This is a genomic window from Gordonia sp. SGD-V-85 (genome assembly GCF_001456905.1).
GTDB classification, from domain to species: Bacteria; Actinomycetota; Actinomycetes; order Mycobacteriales; family Mycobacteriaceae; genus Gordonia; species Gordonia hongkongensis.
The window spans coordinates 13,243-29,350 of the sequence record NZ_LNQO01000021.1 but is presented as its reverse complement, the minus strand read 5'-3'; the positions used below and the strand labels follow the sequence as shown (position 1 = coordinate 29,350).

The window sequence follows — 16,108 nt, the reverse complement described above, 5'->3', positions numbered from 1 at the left end:
GACCCAACGTGCCATCCTCACCGAGGACGACAGCGGTGTCTGGACGGGCCGGTATGGCGGAGAAAACTGGTCTGTGACAGCGGATTCCGAAGAGGGCGCTCTCAGACGTCTGCGCGAGAAGCTTGAATCCCTCCTCGACGAGGACGAGCGCACCGCACGCATCATCTCCCTCGGGGAGCAGGCCGCCCAGGGCAGCTACACCGAAGAGGGTTTCGAGGCGCGTCTCATCAACCAGGAGGCCTACGAGGATCGGATGATCGAGGCGATAGAGACCGACTTCGACCAGGACTGACCCGTGACGTCTGCCTGCCTGACGGCCCTCGCCGGTGATGCAGCGGTGCACCGACACCGCAGACCTTCGCCCCAGCACTGGTTCATCACGCGACCTGCTGAAAGGGCGTGACGGTCCGGCCTGTCGAACCGCTCGACAGGGGCCTCGCGGCGAATGCCCGGGATCAGATTGCGCCGCTGCTAGCCGCGAACACCGCGGCGTAGAGGACTGCCACAGTCCGGGATGCTTGCTCGCGGACAGCGCTGTCGGGGTCGTAGAGGTAGGCCTCGACCGTGCCGATGAGATGGACGGGGGTCGGCCGGAACCGTCGGAGGCAGGCTATCGCTGTCGCCCGCACGCTGGGATCGCTGATTTGGTCGGCAACGAGATGCACATCCTCTTGCTGGCCATGCTCGGTCAGGAACTCAAGGATCCCCGATCGACAAACGCCCAGTGTGCGGTCTGCTGCGAGCCTCGATAGTTCGTCGCGATGATCGCGGGATGCCAACTCCCGCAGCGCTTGCGCCGCTTCGGTCAAGACTTCAGCGCTCACTGGTGGCTGAAGGTGAAACTGGTCGATGAGCGCCTCGGCGGCGCCGCAATCGCGGACGCCGGTGCTGGCCAGCAACCGGCAGAGATCGATCCGGAGTTGATCGACCTCGCTGCTGTCGGTGAACCCAGATCGTTCCTCGATATGGCGCAACCAGTCCACGAGAACGCGCGTGGGAGAGGACATCCGCCGCGTGTCGGCTACGCCGAGGTGTCCGTGCGAGTGTGGCGAGGGATCGGCGTGTGCGAGGTCGGCGGCGAGGCGCTGGTAGACGCGCTCTCGCTTCGACAGCGCGGTCACATCGGGCCTGTCGATCGGCGGTCGATGTTTACCTGCGTGGGTGACGCGGGAACGCATCCTGGCATCGCGAGTCCTTACCCGTCCGGAGCCGCCGCGGATCGGCTGGCTGTTCGGAGGGTCTGATGCAACTGGGCTGCCGAGATGTTCCGACCGACCGACCAATCGGCCGGATAGGCCTGGCCCACGGCGTCGGTGGGACGGCGCTGCCAGGTGCTAGAGCTGATCACTGACACGCCGGAAGCCGGTGATGCCCGCGGAGTCGATCACTGCCCGCGATAGCGGGCGACCCAAGGCTTGTGCGGTGTCAGTTGCAAGTTGCCGAGAGCTCGAATTGCTTGGTGATAGGTACGGCGAGATCCCAGCTTTCCGCAGTCCCGCGAACCGTGATACGGGAACCGTCCTGGTCGACAGCTTCGACTGAACCCTTGCCCTGCTTGGCGGTGTAGAGGACCCCATCGAGTCCGAACGACACCCTCACGAGTTTTGGTGGATTGCCTGGCTGGAGATCGGCACTCAGCCCAGGCTGCCCGTCGGTGGGGTCCTGTCCGGTGATGCTGATGGAATTGCTCTGTCGGTAACACATGAACTCAGACGGGTCGATGCCTGGGAGTGGTTGGCCATCGACAGTGGCGCTGAGTTCGGCGTAGGGGATGTCGATCTTGGACAACTCCGGTCGCGTATCCGCGGTTTGGGAGGCATCGGATTCCGAACATCCGGCTATTACGAGACCGACACAGGATGCCACCAGGAGTGGCACCACGAAACGCTGACGGCTAGCCATATTCTGTCTCCCCCTGGGCTGGTCGTGAGGCACACGATCTGCTTGCTTGCTGCGGGACTGTACCGGGCGAACCCGCGAGGGGAAGGCGCCGGACCGCCGCGGCGCCGGTCGGTCACATACCGCCGGGGTCAGTAGACGGAACCCACCGGCTGGAACTAGGCGGGGTGGTTGCTGCAACACATCAGCATGCAGCCATTGATTCGAGGATCATCCTCGACAGGGAGATCCCTGCCGCCGCACACCCGAGGGCGGTCGGCGTCTCCACACGCTTCTGTGCGCGCGGCGGCTCCGAGCGGCACCGTCCGAGTGCGAGAACCGCTCGCACACAGTGATAATCGGTCACTGGCGATGTCGTCGGCTGTATGGGAGGCCCACCGATTCTCGGTTGCCGTCATGCAGCTGGTGTGCGAGGTGATCGGCCGCCAGCGAGGAACGTCTCGTCTTGGCGAGACGGTGACCCCGGCGATCGCGGACCAGATCGCGGTACTGGTCCGTCACGACGCCTTTCATATCGCGAAGACGGTTGCCGCGACAGCCAGTAGGGCCCAGAGGTCCTCGATCGGGCCATCGGTGCATCGCCTCCACGTACAGCTGTGTGACCCCTGCGGCGCCGAGATCTTCGGTTCCGTCACCACGGACGGCCAGGTGCGGCCATTCGCCGCCCGCGTCGAGCGCAAGCCATGTCGGATACGTGCCGCCGCGCGGCCGGGCAGCCGATCCACTCTGGGCCGTGTCGCCTATCGGTGGCAGCTGGTTGCCCTCGAGTTCTGCTGATTCGACGGCTGGCGTTGACATCTGTCATCGGCTCGGCGTGACCTATCCTTTCCCGGTGGTTGCGCAGTCGTCGGTGTTGGCTCGGAGATGGGCCGATTCTGCACCGTTGCGTGCCCAGCAGTGGGGCCTGATTACCAGCGCCCAACTCCAGCGCCTCGGCGTCAACGGGTCGAGTCAGCTTCTGCTGCGGCGCAGAGGATTGCTGGTGTCGGTGGCCAGAGGTGTGATGCGGGAACCCCGCCCGCCGGCGGACGACCTGCTGGCCGTAGCCCAGCTGGCCTGGGTGTCGGCAGCGCCGGGTTCGGCTCCGGAGGAACGGCTCTCGGCCGCGCGGCCAGACTATGTGGTCACCGCGTACACCGCGCTGGCCCTGCATGGACTCGCCGCTCCGCCCGTCGAGACGCTGCCGCTACTGGCTGTCACCGGGCGCTTCCAGCACCGGCAGACCGCCACCTACGCGATCGTTCCTCGCCGGGCGGAACTGTCGTGGGATGACGTGGCGGTTCTCGACGGACTGCCCGTCTTCACCCCGGCCGCGGCGATCCGCGATGTCGCCGCGCACGGTGGCGCCCGATTCGGCGACGACCTGGCCGACTACTTCACTACTATCGCCGGGGCTGCGGCCGACCGCCCCGATCAGGCCGCCATCGACGCCGCGATCGCGGCCACCGGTATCCGCCTGGACGCCCCGTCACCGTCATCTCCCCTGCCCCCGCTGCTGGCTCGCAAATGGGCCGATACCGCGGCGCTGCGGACGGCCCAGTGGGGACTGATCACCAGCGTCCAGCTCCAGCAGCAGGGCGTGACCCGCAGCGATCACGTGAAGCTGCGCGACGCGGGCCTGGTGGTTCCGGTCGCCAACGGCGTGATGCGCGAAGCCGACCGTCCCGGTGAGGGCGCCCTTGCTGCGGCGCAGCTGGCCTGGGTAGCGGCCGTACGGGATTCGACCCCTGCTCAGCGGCTGTCGGCGCCCCGTCCTGACTGTGTGGTCACCGGCACGACCGCCTTGGCCATCCATGGCCTCGGCCAGCCCGGTCAGGGACTGCCGCAGCTCGCGATCACCAAGGCACCGAAGAACGGGGGACGTACGACCACGACCGCCCGATATCTGGGCCGCTCGACGGCGTTGTCGTGGGACGACGTCGACATCGTCGACGGCCTGCCGGTGTTCACCCCGGCCGCGGCGATCCGCGACCTGGGCCAAGACAGCCGTGGTCGGCTTGTCGATGACCTCGCCGGTTACTTCGCTGACATCGCCATCGCTGCTGCTAACCATCCCGATCGCGACGCCATCGTGGCGGCGATCGCGGCGTGCGGCGCCCGCCTGCGTACGGTGGTCTGCGATGCGCGCGCCGTCCTCGACCGGGTCTACCGCACCGCGGGTGTCTCCGACGACCTGTTGGCGGCCACCATCTGGGGCGGCCAGTGGCAGCGGCGCTTCACCGCCGACCGGGTACAGCACATCGTGGCTACTGCGCTGTCGGTCGCCGTCGACACCATCGCCGGCCGGGCCGGAGACGATCTGTCCACCGCCCTGGTTTACCTGTTGGAACGCAACGGTCAGGCGCGTAAATGTGTTGTGGCCGACTGTGAATGGTGGGCGGTGGAACAAGACCGCTGCTCCGCGCACGCGATCCAGCGGCGACGCGAGCGCGTGCTAGCCGACCCCTCAGGCGTCGATTCTTCCACCACGGCGACTCCTCGCCGGTCAGGACATGGCTGGTGGGGCCACATCGACGACGACGGCGAGACAATCGCGTGCCATGAATGCGGTGAGCGTTTCCGTGCGCTGACCCGCACCCATCTGGAAACCCATGACCTGACCGCCCGCGAGTACAAACAGCGCCACGGCATCGAACAGCGCATCGGGTTGGTCTCCACCGAGGTTCGCGAGCGGCAGCAGCACCAGGTCGCAACCAACTCCCGATACTCGGAGCGGTTCCGCCGCAACCCGAATGCGCCACGCCTGACCGATCTACCGTCAGCCCTTCTCGAGGACCAGTCTCGCTGATCGATGTCTCGTTCGACGCTATTGGCCTGTCGCGGCGGTGGTGTCGCGTAGCAGGTCGGCGAGTTGGGTGCGGGCTCGGTTGAGTCGGGATTTGACTGTCTGAACACCGACGCCCTGGTGGGCGGCGATGTCGGCGTAGGTGAGATCGCCGAATTCACGCAGGACCACGGCTTCTCGGAAGTCCTCAGGTAGCTGTGCGAGTGCGTCGCGTACCGCGTCGCGCAGCGCGATCTGATCATCAAATGCTGACTGGTGGGTGTCGTCGACGAGTTGGATCGGCTGGTCGGGGTCGGTGAAGTCGGTGATGGTGGTGTTGGCTTTGCGGCGCCGCACGACCATCAGGGCGTTGTTCGCGGCCACCCGGTGCAGCCAGGTGCTGAACTTCGACTCACCGCGGAACTTGTGTAGGTTCTGCCACGCCGCGACGAGGGTGTTCTGCAGGGCGTCCTCGGCGTCGTGGGGGTTGGAACAGATGTTGAGGCACACCGCCCACACGTGCGTGCGGTGAGCGCCGACGAGCTCGGCGAAGGCGTGCTGGTCGCCGTTACGTGCTTGCAGCAGCAGACGTGCTTCGTCCATCAACTCCCCCAACCCGGTTCTCAGATGTCGTCGTGCGTGTCGTGGGCACTGGGATGCGGGTCTTCGACACCGGCGTCGGCGAGGTCGACACTCCCACTGGGCTCGTCGGCGGGCGGGAGCTGTCCTTCCTCGGCGGCGTCTTGGGCGGCGTGGGCGATCGGCGGATCAGCCGGTGCCTCGCTGGGCGGGCTGTCGGGGGTGTCGTCACCCAGGTCGATGTCCTCGTCGAGGTCGGCCGGCGGGGTGTCGTCCATGTCGGGGACGGTGTCGGGGTCGGCGACGGCGGCCGGGTCGAAGGCTGCCTGCAGCGCGTTGTCCCACACTCCCGGCGGGAGGTCGGTGGTGAGGGTGGCGGGGTCGATGCCGAGTGACGCCAGAACCGGCGACGGTTCGTCCTCCTGCATGTGTTGACCTCCGTTTCTGGTGAGGTGGTCGCCGACGAAGGTCGCCGTCGGCCCGGTCACCAGGTGAGATGTTACGGCCCACCCTCGGTGTTCCCGACCAGGTCCCGACAGCTGTGATGTAATCCTCCTCGCCAGATAGACGCGGATTCGGGGTCGCGGCGATCGTGGGCGGGAACATTCCTCATTCCTGGTGGCAACAGATTCCCGACACGCTCACAGACCGAGTTCGAAAGAGGACGCACCATGTCCGGTACCCCCAGAAGCGACGCCCCCATCATCAGCCCCGACGAGCCCTACAACCCCGACGCCACCCCCGCCGATGCGCCCGCCCCCGCCCCGGAAGCCGCCGACGGCCCGGCCGGCCAGGTGGTACACACCACCGACGACGCCGGCAACGCCATCGACGTCCACTACGACGAAGCCGGCGAGGTCGTCCTGGTCGAGGCCGACACCGATGGTGACGGCCATGTCGACACCGCCGCGGCACCGACCGCCGACGGCGGCGCCGTCATCGCCAGCGACCTCGACAGCGACGGCGTCGTCGACGAGGTCGCCCACCTCAATGCCGACGGCGACCTCACCCAGGTCGATTCCTACGAAGACGGGCAACTGGTCACCCAGACCCTCGACACCGATGCCGACGGCGCACCCGACACCCTGCTCGTCGACACCAACGCCGATGGGGCCATCGACGCCGTTGCTGTCGACACCGACGGCGACGGGCAGTTCGACGCCGTCGCGCTTGACACTGACTTCGACGGCCAGGCTGACGTCTACGGCCAGGACACCGACGGTGACGGCGAGCTCGACCTCTACAGCGACGACACCGGCACCTACAGCGACACCCCGGACGCCCCCGAAGACACCACCCCCGGTGGTCACGACAGCGACGCCCTCGTCTGACCCCCGCCCGAGGTCAACCACAGCGATGCCCGACCCCCAGGGGTCGGGCATCGCTGTGTGTGGGCTTGACGGCCTCGGCGTCAGAATCCGCGGAAGATGCCGTCGGTGTCGGCGGCGCCGACGAAGTCGGCGAAGTCCATGTTGGCCAGGGCGAGGTTGTTTTCGATCGACCACATCGCAGCGGGCACGACCCGCACGCTCCGTTTCGAGGTGTCCTCGCCGTCGAGATTGATGGCCAGGATCGGGTGGTCGGGGTGGGACAGAGTCTGGGTATCGCACAGGAACACGTAGAACGGCGGCGGTTCCCCGATCGCGTGCGCCAGCTCGTCGACGGTGATGTTGTCGTAGGTGGGGTCGTCGACCAGGGTGAGATCGGCAGAGAACCCGTCGACAGGATCGGGGGCCAGCGCCGCATTCGCCACCGTCGTCCACCCTTCGGGATCGCTGAAATCACCGCGGATCAGCAGGGACAGGCCTGTCAGATGGTCGGCGTCGAGCGGCCCAGACACCGAGGTCGCAGAGTCGGCCGCCACGGCGGCGTCGATGCGCTCTCGCACCTCGGCGGGCTGGGCCGGGGCGTGTGACGCGGCCGGAGTGTTGCGGCCGGTCGGCGTGTAGCGGATGACCTCGAGGCCGGCCGGCCCGGGGATCGGCCAGATGTCGACACGCACCTGCACGACGGGATCGGAGGGTCGCCGGTCCCGGCAGGACACGCGAACCATGTTCCATGGACCAAAAATCGTGTGCACCAGAGGCTTGATGCGCTCGTGTTCGCTCGGCGACGACCACACCAGAGGCTGCATCGTCACAGGCAGGTAGCCGAATTCGGCGCCACCTTGCTCGACATGGACCCAGCCGTCGGCAGCATCCAACAGGGTCGGCTCGGCGTCGTGAGTGATGAGGTCGACGACCACCGGGGCCGGCGCATCAGGGATCAGGAACGTCAACTCGGGAAGCCGCGGCGGGTCGAACCCCGGCTTACCAGGTTCGTAGCTGAGCGTGTAGTTCTTGGTGTCCTGGATGCCGATACTCAACCGATGCTGGCCGGTGTACCAGCTCTGATAATGCTCTGGCTCGAATGATGCGAATGCGCCAGTGAGAGCGATGAAATCAGCCGTACGGTGTTCGTACTGCACGTGCTCCAGCTCCACAACCACTCCTCGTTACTGTCGACCCCCACAGCACGCTCTTCTAGCGGCTGCCCCGCCGCCACCCTAGGGCCGAACGGGCGGCGATCACGCCGACAACACACCCGCCTGCCTAACGGCGTTGATCCTGCATCGTGCTGCCGGGAACATTCTCGGTTCTCCGAGGCAACCAATCCTCAGTTGCTCACGCAGAGCACATTTCTCGCCCCGATGAACGAGGCGGGACTGCCAGCACAGGGCGCGGCGATTCGCTGCGCCAGGACCAGAGGACACTCCGATGAACAAGACCGCCATGACCATTGCCGTTGCCGCCGTGTCGATGGGCGCCGTCGCGAGCGGGTTCGCCGCCGGCACCGCCGAGGCCCAGCCGGGGCATCAGCGCAGCTGGGTCACCGACGACGGCTGGAAGGCCTCGATCGCCTCCACCCACGAGAAGGTGCAGAAGGTCGCGCCGCTGTCCTCGGTGCCGACGTCGCGGGAAGCGTTCATGTCGATGCGGGCGGTGTCCACGCTGACGCCGCCGGCCGGGCAGGCCGGAGCAGCGATCACCGGTGAACTCGAGGCCGGGTACATGATCGGATGCGCGGTGCAGCTGGAATCGGTGACCGGCAGTGTCGGGGCGAGCCTGGGCATCGGTGGCAGCGGTGGTGGTGGTATCAGCGCGGCCGGACCCAGTGGAAACCTGTCGATCAGTCCGCAGGCCCTGCTGCAGCCGAGTCTGTCGGTGACGATGTCACCGGGCAAGATCACCACCGTCACCTTCGACAAGAAGGCCGTCGGCGCCGGACGCGCGTCGACCACCACCCGCGAAGGCCACATCAGCATCGACGGGTGCGCGGGCCCGGTCGCGGTCCGCTCCTACGCCATCCTCAAGACCAGCACCCCGAAAGCCAACGACGGCAACGCCGTCTACGGCCGCGTCGTCTACCTGTAAACCAATCGGCCCCAAATCTGCTGTTCGGCGGGAACATTCCACCACCCCAGGAGCAACCCATTCTATGGACGCACAACCCGTGCGCCTCGCACGATCTGCGACCGCAGACGTGCAGAACACCGAAGCCCAGCCAAAGAGCTGGCATGACGAAAGGAACACTCAGATGCGAGTAGGTAAGGCGCGAGTGCGTAAGACGATTGGGTCCACCGTGGCGGCCGTCGCGGCGGCCGGTGCACTGTCGCTGATGGGCGGCGGGCTGGCCTCGGCAGCCCCGATCGAACTGCAGCACGGCGACGACGGACTGACGACCTACGACTTCGGTATCGACGGCCAGGACGTCATCATCGGCGGCACAGGCAACTTCACCTGGCCCTGACCGCCAGTCCTGGTGGCCTGAACCGATGACTGCGGGTGGACGTTCGGCGTCCACCCGCAGTTCTCGTTCAGTCGGTCGTCGCCGACCAGTGCCCGACATACCGGTGCCGTGACGGCAGCGCCGAACCGAGATGGGCTGCAGCGTCGGCAAGGATCGGCCACGGCTCGACGAGCTCGCCCTGCCAGCATGCCCACGGCACCGGACCCGGCCCGAGAACATCGCCGAGCAGCGGGTGGCGGCTCCGCGCAATGCTGTCGGCGGTCTTCTCCACGGCGGCCACCAGGTCCCATTTGGTCACTTCGGCGACGTAGCTGGGCAACTCGGCCGTAGCCTCGGCGACGGCGTCGACCGAGCCTCGCTCGGTCGCCACAATGTCGGCGGCACGAGCGGCTATCACTTGCGGACGAGGTTCGACGGCCATACCGTCCGGCTGGACATTTCGGTAGCTCAACGGCATCGAACCTCGATCGTTCGCATCCACGCCAGCAGCGTATCGCCCGCTCCGGGTGTGTGCAGACGGCCAATCGTCTGCACGCGCCCACACCTACACTCACAACCCGGCAATGCGTATCGGTCGCTTCGTCACCCCCCTGCCGATACACGGACGATCCCAGGAGGCCACGCGCAAGATGGCTGATCACGTGTTCACGACTCTCACCGAGCCCGTCTTCGAGCGCGACCCCGACGGTGGGTTCACCGTCTACGACATGGTGTTCGAAGACGGCGACGGCGGGTTGTGGGCCTACCCGGGTCACACGTCCGAAGACTCGCGGGTTGATCCGGCCAGCTGGGCGGCCCAGCATTCGGTTCCCGCCGGCCGGATCGGACCGGTCGGTCCGGGGATCGCACCTCAGCAGTGGCCGCGCGATCCGACGACGGGGATGCCGATGATGCACATCATCACCCTGTGGCTCCCCGACCACTTCCGCCGACACGGCCCTGACCTCCCAGGAATTGCGCTTTTCCAGGGAGCCGGCGAGGCATTCATGCCGCTACCCGACACCCCCGATCCGGCCGATCCGTTCATCATCGACCTGCACCATCACCGCCCCCACCCCCAGCAGATTCTCCTCACGGACATCCTTGATCTCTACTTCGCAGCCATTTGGCTCACCGCCGATGAACTCACTCAGATCGGCTCACCACCGGCAGACCGCCGACGTCCCGGAGAACATGCCCACGACGGACTGCCCCGCCATGCGTGGAACCACGACGACCCGCCGATGCTCGTGCGCCTCACGCCGCGCCGCAACGACCCCAACGCCGGGATCGCCCCCGTCGAACGTGACGCCACCACAGAGACTCCGTACCTCAGCACCTGGGGCGACGGCGACTCCCACGACTGGGCCGACAGACTTCAGTGGTTCAATCACCTCGGCGGCACAGTCTTTCCCTCCCAGTGGATTCCCGACGGACTCACCCCGTACTATCTCGACCTGTTCGAACTTCCCGGGATGAACATCGGCACCGGCACCCTCCAGTACGACCTCGAATCGAACGTATTTGACTGGGCCTGTGGGTAACTGCCGTTTCAGACTCACAGAACCCCGTCGAATACCAGGCCTAGCCAGATGCAATCGGCCGCCAGGCCGAAGGTCAGCCCCGACCAGAACGCGATCTTCTCTGCCGGATAAGCACCAGCGATAGCCGCAACGAGGAAGCCGAAAGCAACGAGCCCCAGCGGGAATACGACCACGATGAGGTAGTCCGGGAGCAGGAGCGCGCAGGCCGCGAGAACCAGTCCGGCGATCGCATAGGAGGCGTAGCGCGGCCCGTCATCGAGCTGGGCGATCCGACTGGCGACCGCACGGACGATCGCGCGCTCGATCGACTTCGTCATTCCAGTCCTTCACGGTGGGCTTGCCCGATCACGTCGACACCTCTGCGCACTCAGTTGATGAGGCCGGAGCGGGTGAGGAAGGTACGGGCATTCTCTACCGAGGACAGCTCGGCGACCGAAAGGATCACTCCGGTACCGGTGTTGGCGTAACTGATGTCGTATTCGTTGTCGCTCAGGCTCGGCGCGATCTCGGCGGCCGCCTGGCGGTTGGTGTCTTCGACGACAGTGCCCTTACCGGCGCTGTAGACCCCGTTACGCAGGTTACGAACCTCGCGGGCGGCTTCGTTGTCGTCGACGTTGATGTGGATCCGCAACGAGGGTGAGAGGCCGCCCGCAATCTTGAGGCCACTGAAGGTCCCGTTCTCGTTGAGGGTGCAGTCCAGCTTGAGCGCGCCGTTGTCGGTGAAGCTGCCGTTGGTGCAGTCGGTGATCTGGGATTGCAGGGCGCCGGGCAGTTGCTGGCGGATTTGGTCAGGGTCGGTGAGGATCGGCCCGCCGTCTTCCCCGGTGGGCCCGGCGGCGGTGGTGTCGGTGCCCAAGGTTTGGGTGGCCTGGGGTGCATCGGTGGGGTCGTCGTCGCTGCCGCTGGCGGTGGTGACGATGGTGGTCACGATCGCGGCGGCGGCGATGACGGCGACCGCGGCGGCGCCGATGCGCAGCCAGCGTCGCCGCGAGGAGGTGGGCTGGGCTGGTGAGCGCAGGGTGCGGGGTTGGGTGTGCCAGGTCGGCATGAGGTCGGCGGCTTCGGGGATGCCGCGGGGCTGTGTGGGCGCCGAGTCCGCCAACACGGTGAGCAATGCGCCCTGGGCGACAACAGTTTTGGGGTCGTCGAGGGTGGCGACGGGACCGAGTTCGCCGAGGCGTTGCTGGATGAGGGGGATGCGGGAGGACCCGCCGGTGAGGTAGAGGGCGGTGAGCTGGTCGGGGTGGGTCAGTCCGGCGTCGGCGAGGGTGGTTCGGGTCAGCTGGACGGCGGCGTCGACGGCGGGGGTGATGAGTTCGTCGAACTCGTCGCGGGTGATCTGCAGGGTGGTGCGTTCACTGGGGCCGGGCACGGAGATGGTGGCCGACGGCGTTTCAGACAGCAGCTCTTTGGCCTGCTGGATGGAGTCCTGCAGGGACTGGATGGCGTCGATGGGGGCGGTGCGGCGCAGCCAGGCGGCGTGGTCGGGGTCGCGGTCGGCGAGGCGGTCCTCGACCCAGCGTTGCAGCAGGGCGTCGAAGTTCTTGCCGCCCAAACCGTTGTCGCCGCGGGCGGCAATGACCTGGAAGGTGTTGGTGGGGGTGACCTCGAGGACGGCGATGTCGAGGGTGCCGCCGCCGAAGTCGAACACCGCGATCCTGGTGCCGTGTTGCAGGGCGTGGGAGCGGGAGTAGTGCCCGGCCGCGGCGCGTGGTTCGGAGATCGTGGTGATCCGCTCGGCCGGGATGCCGGCAGCCCTCGCGGCGTCGGTGAGGACCTGGATCTGTTGGGGCGCCCACGCTTCGGGGTGGGTGAGCACGACCCGGTCGGGCATGGTGCCGGCGTGTGCGGCGACCCCGCGGCCGATGATGGTGCGCATCACGGCGGCGACGAGGGCGTAGATCGGCAGGGTGTGCCCGTTGGCTGCGACGGCCGGTTGCGCACCGATGAGGCGTTTGGGTGAGGCGATGAACCCGGCCGGGTTCTGCGCGGCGGAGTTGAGGGCGGCACCCCCGACGAGGACAGTGCCTGCGGTGTCGACGAACACCGCCGAGGGCATCAGGTTGCTGGCGTGGGTCAGCGCGAGCGCTTCGATGCTGCGGCTGGTGGCGCCCGAATGCGCGGCCGCCGAGTTTGAGGTGCCGAAGTCGATCGCCAGCGACCAGGCGTGGGGGGCAGATGTCTGGGTGGCAGATGTCATGGTGTCGGATCGTCCTGTGCGGGAGGGGTGTCAGTGGCCGGCGGCCAGAGCGGTGTAGGTGCGGATGAGGGTGACCAGGGCGGCGTCCTCGGCCGCCGACCGGGTGGCCAGGCTGCGTTGCTGGGCGGCGGCCAGGCGGCGGTGGGCTTCGGCGGTGACGGCGGCCGGTGGTGGGTGGCCGTCGAGGCCGACGCGGCCGGCGGGGGTGGTGGCGGTGAGGATGGTGCGCAGTTCGTCGGTGACCGCGGCGTCGGGGTCGACGTCGAGCATGCGCTGGTAGTCCTCGAGCACGGTCACCGCGGCCATGGCCGGGTCGGCACGTAGACCGGCGGTCAGGGTGCGGATGTGGTCGCGGGCGGGATGGGTGAAGGCCAGTTGATCGAGGCGGGCCAGGATGCGGTGGGCGCGGTGCAGCACGGCGAACCGTCCGGTGGCCGCGGTCAGGGCGTGGCGCAGGGCGGCGATCCCGGATCGTTCGGCCAGCCAAGTGCTGAGCGCTGCGGCGCCGTCGGCGGCGACCCGGCGACCGTTGAGAGCACCGTATTCGCCGAGCAGGGCGAGCAATTCACGCCGGTCAGCCGGCGGCACTCCCCCGCTGGCAGGGTCCTCGGAGTCGAAGATCCGCAGCACCTCTAGCGGCGGGACGTCGCGGAGCTGGGCGAGCAGCGCGGCGTGGCGTTCGGTCAGCATGCCGGTGTGGCTGGTTTGCGCCATCAGCCCGGACACCGGGACGATCGTGTGGACGATCCCGGCCAGTGGGCCGGCCATGGCGGCGGCGTGGGCGGCGGCGTGGGTGAGCGGGTCGCGGCGGCCGAAGGCGCCTTCGCCGAAGGAGTCGGCGCGCGAGAGCACCCCGAGCATGGTCAACGGGGTGAACGGCAGCCGGTGCAGGAACTCGATCTCATCGACGCGGGGTGCGGCGTCGAAGAGGAACACCGCGGCGTCGGCATCGATGGAGGCGGTGCGGGTCTGTTCGAAGCCGTCGATCATCACCCGGCGGGTGGCGGCGTCGTTGGCGGCGGTCAGCGTCGACAGGCCGGGGGTGTCGATGAGGGTGAGTTCGCGCAGCGCCGCCGAGGGCAACCACCGGTCGACGTAGGCGACCTCGGCCGACGGGATCGGTAACTCGATCCCGGCGCCGGGGCGCAGCGCGGCGCGGTGGCGGGTGCCGTCGAGGGCGAGGACCTCTGCCCGCGACGGGGACCCGTCGCGGTAGACGGTGACGACGTTGGTGGCCTCCAGGGCGGCGGTCTCGGCGACCGGGGCGCCGATCAGCGCATTGACCAGCGTGGATTTGCCCGCTTTGAGCCGGCCGACGACCACGACGCGCGGCGGTGACCACAAGATGGTGCCGATCGCATTAGCGTGGTCGACGCAGTCCCCGCCGAGCGCGGCCAGCTGATGCAGCCCACGGTCGAGCGTGGTGTGCACCGAAACTGGTGTCCCGCTGCTCATGTCGGGTCTCCGTCGAGGAGTGCTTGGGCGGCGGTGATGCGTTTGTCGACGATGGCCAGGTTCGAGGTGAGGCGTTGGGTGGATTTCTCGCGGGTGGCGGCGTCGGCGGCTGCGGCCTCCTGGACGTGGGTGATGGTGGTTTGCAGCTGTTCGATGGTGGCGCGCAGGTGATCTCGGTAGCGGATGACGATGTCGGGGCGGGCTTGGGCGACGGCGCTATCGAGGAGTCGGCCGGTGGCGGTCTTGGTGGCGGCCAGGGTTTCTCGCAGCCAGGCCAGCAGGTTGGTTTTGCCGGCGCGGATCGCCCGGAAGCTCAAGTTCACTCCGACCCACACCGCGCCGATGACGGCGCCGACGCCCATCAGCGCTGAAAGCCCGACAAGCCCGCCGAGGGTGGAGGACCCGACCACACCCATGGTCAACAGGGTGGGGTCGAGCAGCCCTTGGCGTTTGCTGGTGACCTGGTGGGTTTCGATCTTCTTGTCCTGCATCGAGGCGACGATGCGGTCGCTGATCTGTTCCCACACCGTGGGGTCGTCGGCGAAGCGTGGGGTGATGATCGTGTCGTGCAGCTCGTGCAGGAACCCGGCGAGGGTTTCGGCCATCGCCATCTGCAGATCGACCTGCATGTCGGCGGTGAACTTCTGTTCGCTGCGCCGCAACACGGCCATGCCGTTGCTGTTGATGTAGGTGGTCCACTTCTCGCGCACCCCATCGAGGCGGCGTTCGAGGTCATCGACCGCTGATTGCCGCAGCAGGGTCAGGTCCCGGGCGAGATATTGCTCCCATTGGCGGGATTGGGCGTGCAGGTCGGTGAGCCGGTCGCGTTCGGCGGTCAGGTCCGGCAACGCCTGAGCGCCGGCGCTTAGCGCGGCGAGCTCGTCGGCGATGGTCGTGCGCACGGTGCGCAGCCCGTCCAGACAGGTGCGGACCGCATCGAGGTGCGGGGCGGCCGCGGCGGCGTCGAGTCGGTCGGTGATCGCCGCGCGCAGGGTGGCGATCCCGGAGTCGGCCTCGAGGCGGTGACGCGCCTGCGGGTCGGGGGTCTCGGCGGCCAGGACGGCGAGCAGACTCGACACCCCGATCACCGGCACCACCCGGCCCAGGTGCTCGGTGATCAGCCGCTGGTTCTCGGCGACGATCGCCCGCCAGCGTCCCAGGTGTTTGTCGGTTTTGGTCACGGCCACGACGACGGCATCGACGCCGGCGGTGGCCTCGCGGACGAAGGTCATCTCCGGGGCTGTGATCGGGGCGGAGGCATCGCAGACCAGCACCAGCACGCACGCCTGCTGGGTGGAGTGCGCGGCCAGTTTCGCCAAGCCGGGGTCCAGGCCGCCGACACCGGGGGTGTCGATAAGCGTCATCTCGGCCACCGCCGCCTCGCGCAGTGCGATCGCCGCCGCAGTGGGCAGCTCCTCAACGCTGCGATCACACACCATGCGCCCGCCGGTGGTCACCCAGTCGGTCAGCTCGCCGATCTCGGCCGGGCGCGGACCGGAGGGAAAGAACAACTCGGCGGCATGGGCGACGGGCAGATCACCGGTGGTGGTGACCGACACCGCGACCGAGGAGGTGACATCAACGCCGACCGGGCATAGGTCGCGGTAGCCGACCAGGGCGTTGACCAGGGAACTTTTGCCGCGCTGCACCTCGCCGGCCACCACCACGGTGCGCTGCGGCGCGCGGTGCAGTTTCGTCTCGGCGAGGTCGGCGACGGCGTCGTGTTTGTAGGCGCGCAGCACTTTTCCCGCCTCAGCCACGACCGCCGCCGCGGCCGCGTCAACCCCCGTCTGGGGTGCTGCGGGCGCGTTCACGCCGACCATCGTCTCGTAGCGGTGCCGCCGTTCCCCCGACCGGTCATGGAAAGCATGCTGGTCGACGCGGCAGGGCAACGCAAAA

The 16,108-nt window shown here is 67.8% G+C and carries 17 protein-coding genes; 7 read left to right on the top strand and 10 right to left on the bottom strand.

Annotated elements, in window-relative coordinates:
- Window positions 1–73: 73 nt before the first annotated feature.
- Entirely contained in the window at window positions 74–292 is a 219-nt protein-coding gene (locus AS181_RS19820) for a hypothetical protein (protein ID WP_231742575.1), read from the top strand.
- Window positions 293–455: 163 nt separating this feature from the next.
- Here the strand turns inward: AS181_RS19820 and AS181_RS19815 are convergent, their stop codons facing one another.
- Both AS181_RS19815 and AS181_RS19810 read right to left on the bottom strand, forming a co-directional pair.
- Window positions 456–1,178: a hypothetical protein gene (locus tag AS181_RS19815; protein WP_139114234.1), complete on the bottom strand. Its 723-nt coding sequence runs from the start codon at window positions 1,176–1,178 to the stop codon at window positions 456–458.
- A 247-nt stretch (window positions 1,179–1,425) separates the two neighbouring features.
- Window positions 1,426–1,788, bottom strand: coding sequence for a lipoprotein LpqH (locus tag AS181_RS19810; RefSeq protein ID WP_058253250.1), 363 nt, complete (start codon window positions 1,786–1,788; stop codon window positions 1,426–1,428).
- A 507-nt stretch (window positions 1,789–2,295) separates the two neighbouring features.
- Here AS181_RS19810 and AS181_RS19805 point away from each other — a divergent pair.
- Together AS181_RS19805 and AS181_RS19800 are read left to right on the top strand one after the other, a co-directional pair.
- Window positions 2,296–2,676 carry a hypothetical protein gene (locus tag AS181_RS19805; protein ID WP_058253249.1) on the top strand — a complete coding sequence of 127 codons (381 nt, stop codon included), beginning with the start codon at window positions 2,296–2,298 and terminating at the stop codon, window positions 2,674–2,676.
- A gap of 55 nt (window positions 2,677–2,731) precedes the next feature.
- A complete protein-coding gene (locus tag AS181_RS19800) occupies window positions 2,732–4,687 on the top strand; it encodes a MucR family transcriptional regulator (protein WP_139114233.1) in 1,956 nt (651 codons plus the stop codon).
- Window positions 4,688–4,705: 18 nt separating this feature from the next.
- On the opposite strand, the gene AS181_RS19795 is transcribed toward AS181_RS19800, so the two are convergent.
- Both AS181_RS19795 and AS181_RS24990 read right to left on the bottom strand, forming a co-directional pair.
- Entirely contained in the window at window positions 4,706–5,266 is a 561-nt protein-coding gene (locus tag AS181_RS19795; protein ID WP_058253247.1) for an RNA polymerase sigma factor, read from the bottom strand.
- Between the two features lie 20 nt (window positions 5,267–5,286).
- Window positions 5,287–5,730, bottom strand: a complete 444-nt coding sequence (locus AS181_RS24990) for a hypothetical protein (RefSeq protein ID WP_058253246.1) — start codon at window positions 5,728–5,730, stop codon at window positions 5,287–5,289.
- 183 nt (window positions 5,731–5,913) lie between these two features.
- Between AS181_RS24990 and AS181_RS19785 the strand changes: the two genes are divergently transcribed.
- Window positions 5,914–6,573, top strand: a complete 660-nt coding sequence (locus tag AS181_RS19785) for a hypothetical protein (RefSeq protein ID WP_058253245.1) — start codon at window positions 5,914–5,916, stop codon at window positions 6,571–6,573.
- 80 nt (window positions 6,574–6,653) lie between these two features.
- On the opposite strand, the gene AS181_RS19780 is transcribed toward AS181_RS19785, so the two are convergent.
- Window positions 6,654–7,607, bottom strand: a complete 954-nt coding sequence (locus AS181_RS19780; RefSeq protein WP_139114232.1) for a DUF6924 domain-containing protein — start codon at window positions 7,605–7,607, stop codon at window positions 6,654–6,656.
- A gap of 391 nt (window positions 7,608–7,998) precedes the next feature.
- Between AS181_RS19780 and AS181_RS19775 the strand changes: the two genes are divergently transcribed.
- The gene (locus tag AS181_RS19775) at window positions 7,999–8,655 is read left to right on the top strand and encodes an MspA family porin (RefSeq protein WP_058253243.1); all 657 of its coding nucleotides are present in this window, start codon (window positions 7,999–8,001) and stop codon (window positions 8,653–8,655) included.
- Between the two features lie 184 nt (window positions 8,656–8,839).
- Window positions 8,840–9,031 (top strand): hypothetical protein, encoded by a 192-nt coding sequence (locus tag AS181_RS24985; protein WP_139114231.1) that lies wholly within the window; start codon window positions 8,840–8,842, stop codon window positions 9,029–9,031.
- A 67-nt stretch (window positions 9,032–9,098) separates the two neighbouring features.
- On the opposite strand, the gene AS181_RS19770 is transcribed toward AS181_RS24985, so the two are convergent.
- Window positions 9,099–9,512: a hypothetical protein gene (locus tag AS181_RS19770; RefSeq protein WP_139114230.1), complete on the bottom strand. Its 414-nt coding sequence runs from the start codon at window positions 9,510–9,512 to the stop codon at window positions 9,099–9,101.
- A gap of 148 nt (window positions 9,513–9,660) precedes the next feature.
- Here AS181_RS19770 and AS181_RS19765 point away from each other — a divergent pair, with 148 nt between their 5' ends.
- Window positions 9,661–10,554: a hypothetical protein gene (locus AS181_RS19765; RefSeq protein ID WP_139114229.1), complete on the top strand. Its 894-nt coding sequence runs from the start codon at window positions 9,661–9,663 to the stop codon at window positions 10,552–10,554.
- A gap of 14 nt (window positions 10,555–10,568) precedes the next feature.
- On the opposite strand, the gene AS181_RS19760 is transcribed toward AS181_RS19765, so the two are convergent.
- The 4 genes from AS181_RS19760 to AS181_RS19745 are packed head-to-tail and all read right to left on the bottom strand — an operon-like array spanning window position 10,569 to window position 16,032.
- The gene (locus AS181_RS19760) at window positions 10,569–10,871 is read right to left on the bottom strand and encodes a hypothetical protein (RefSeq protein WP_058253240.1); all 303 of its coding nucleotides are present in this window, start codon (window positions 10,869–10,871) and stop codon (window positions 10,569–10,571) included.
- 50 nt (window positions 10,872–10,921) lie between these two features.
- Window positions 10,922–12,754 (bottom strand): Hsp70 family protein, encoded by a 1,833-nt coding sequence (locus AS181_RS19755; RefSeq protein WP_058253239.1) that lies wholly within the window; start codon window positions 12,752–12,754, stop codon window positions 10,922–10,924.
- Window positions 12,755–12,784: 30 nt separating this feature from the next.
- Complete coding sequence (locus tag AS181_RS19750; protein WP_058253238.1) at window positions 12,785–14,209, bottom strand: GTPase; 1,425 nt, start codon at window positions 14,207–14,209, stop codon at window positions 12,785–12,787.
- Window positions 14,206–16,032: a dynamin family protein gene (locus AS181_RS19745; protein ID WP_058253237.1), complete on the bottom strand. Its 1,827-nt coding sequence runs from the start codon at window positions 16,030–16,032 to the stop codon at window positions 14,206–14,208. The genes AS181_RS19750 and AS181_RS19745 overlap by 4 nt, the downstream gene beginning before the upstream one ends.
- Window positions 16,033–16,108: the final 76 nt, after the last annotated feature.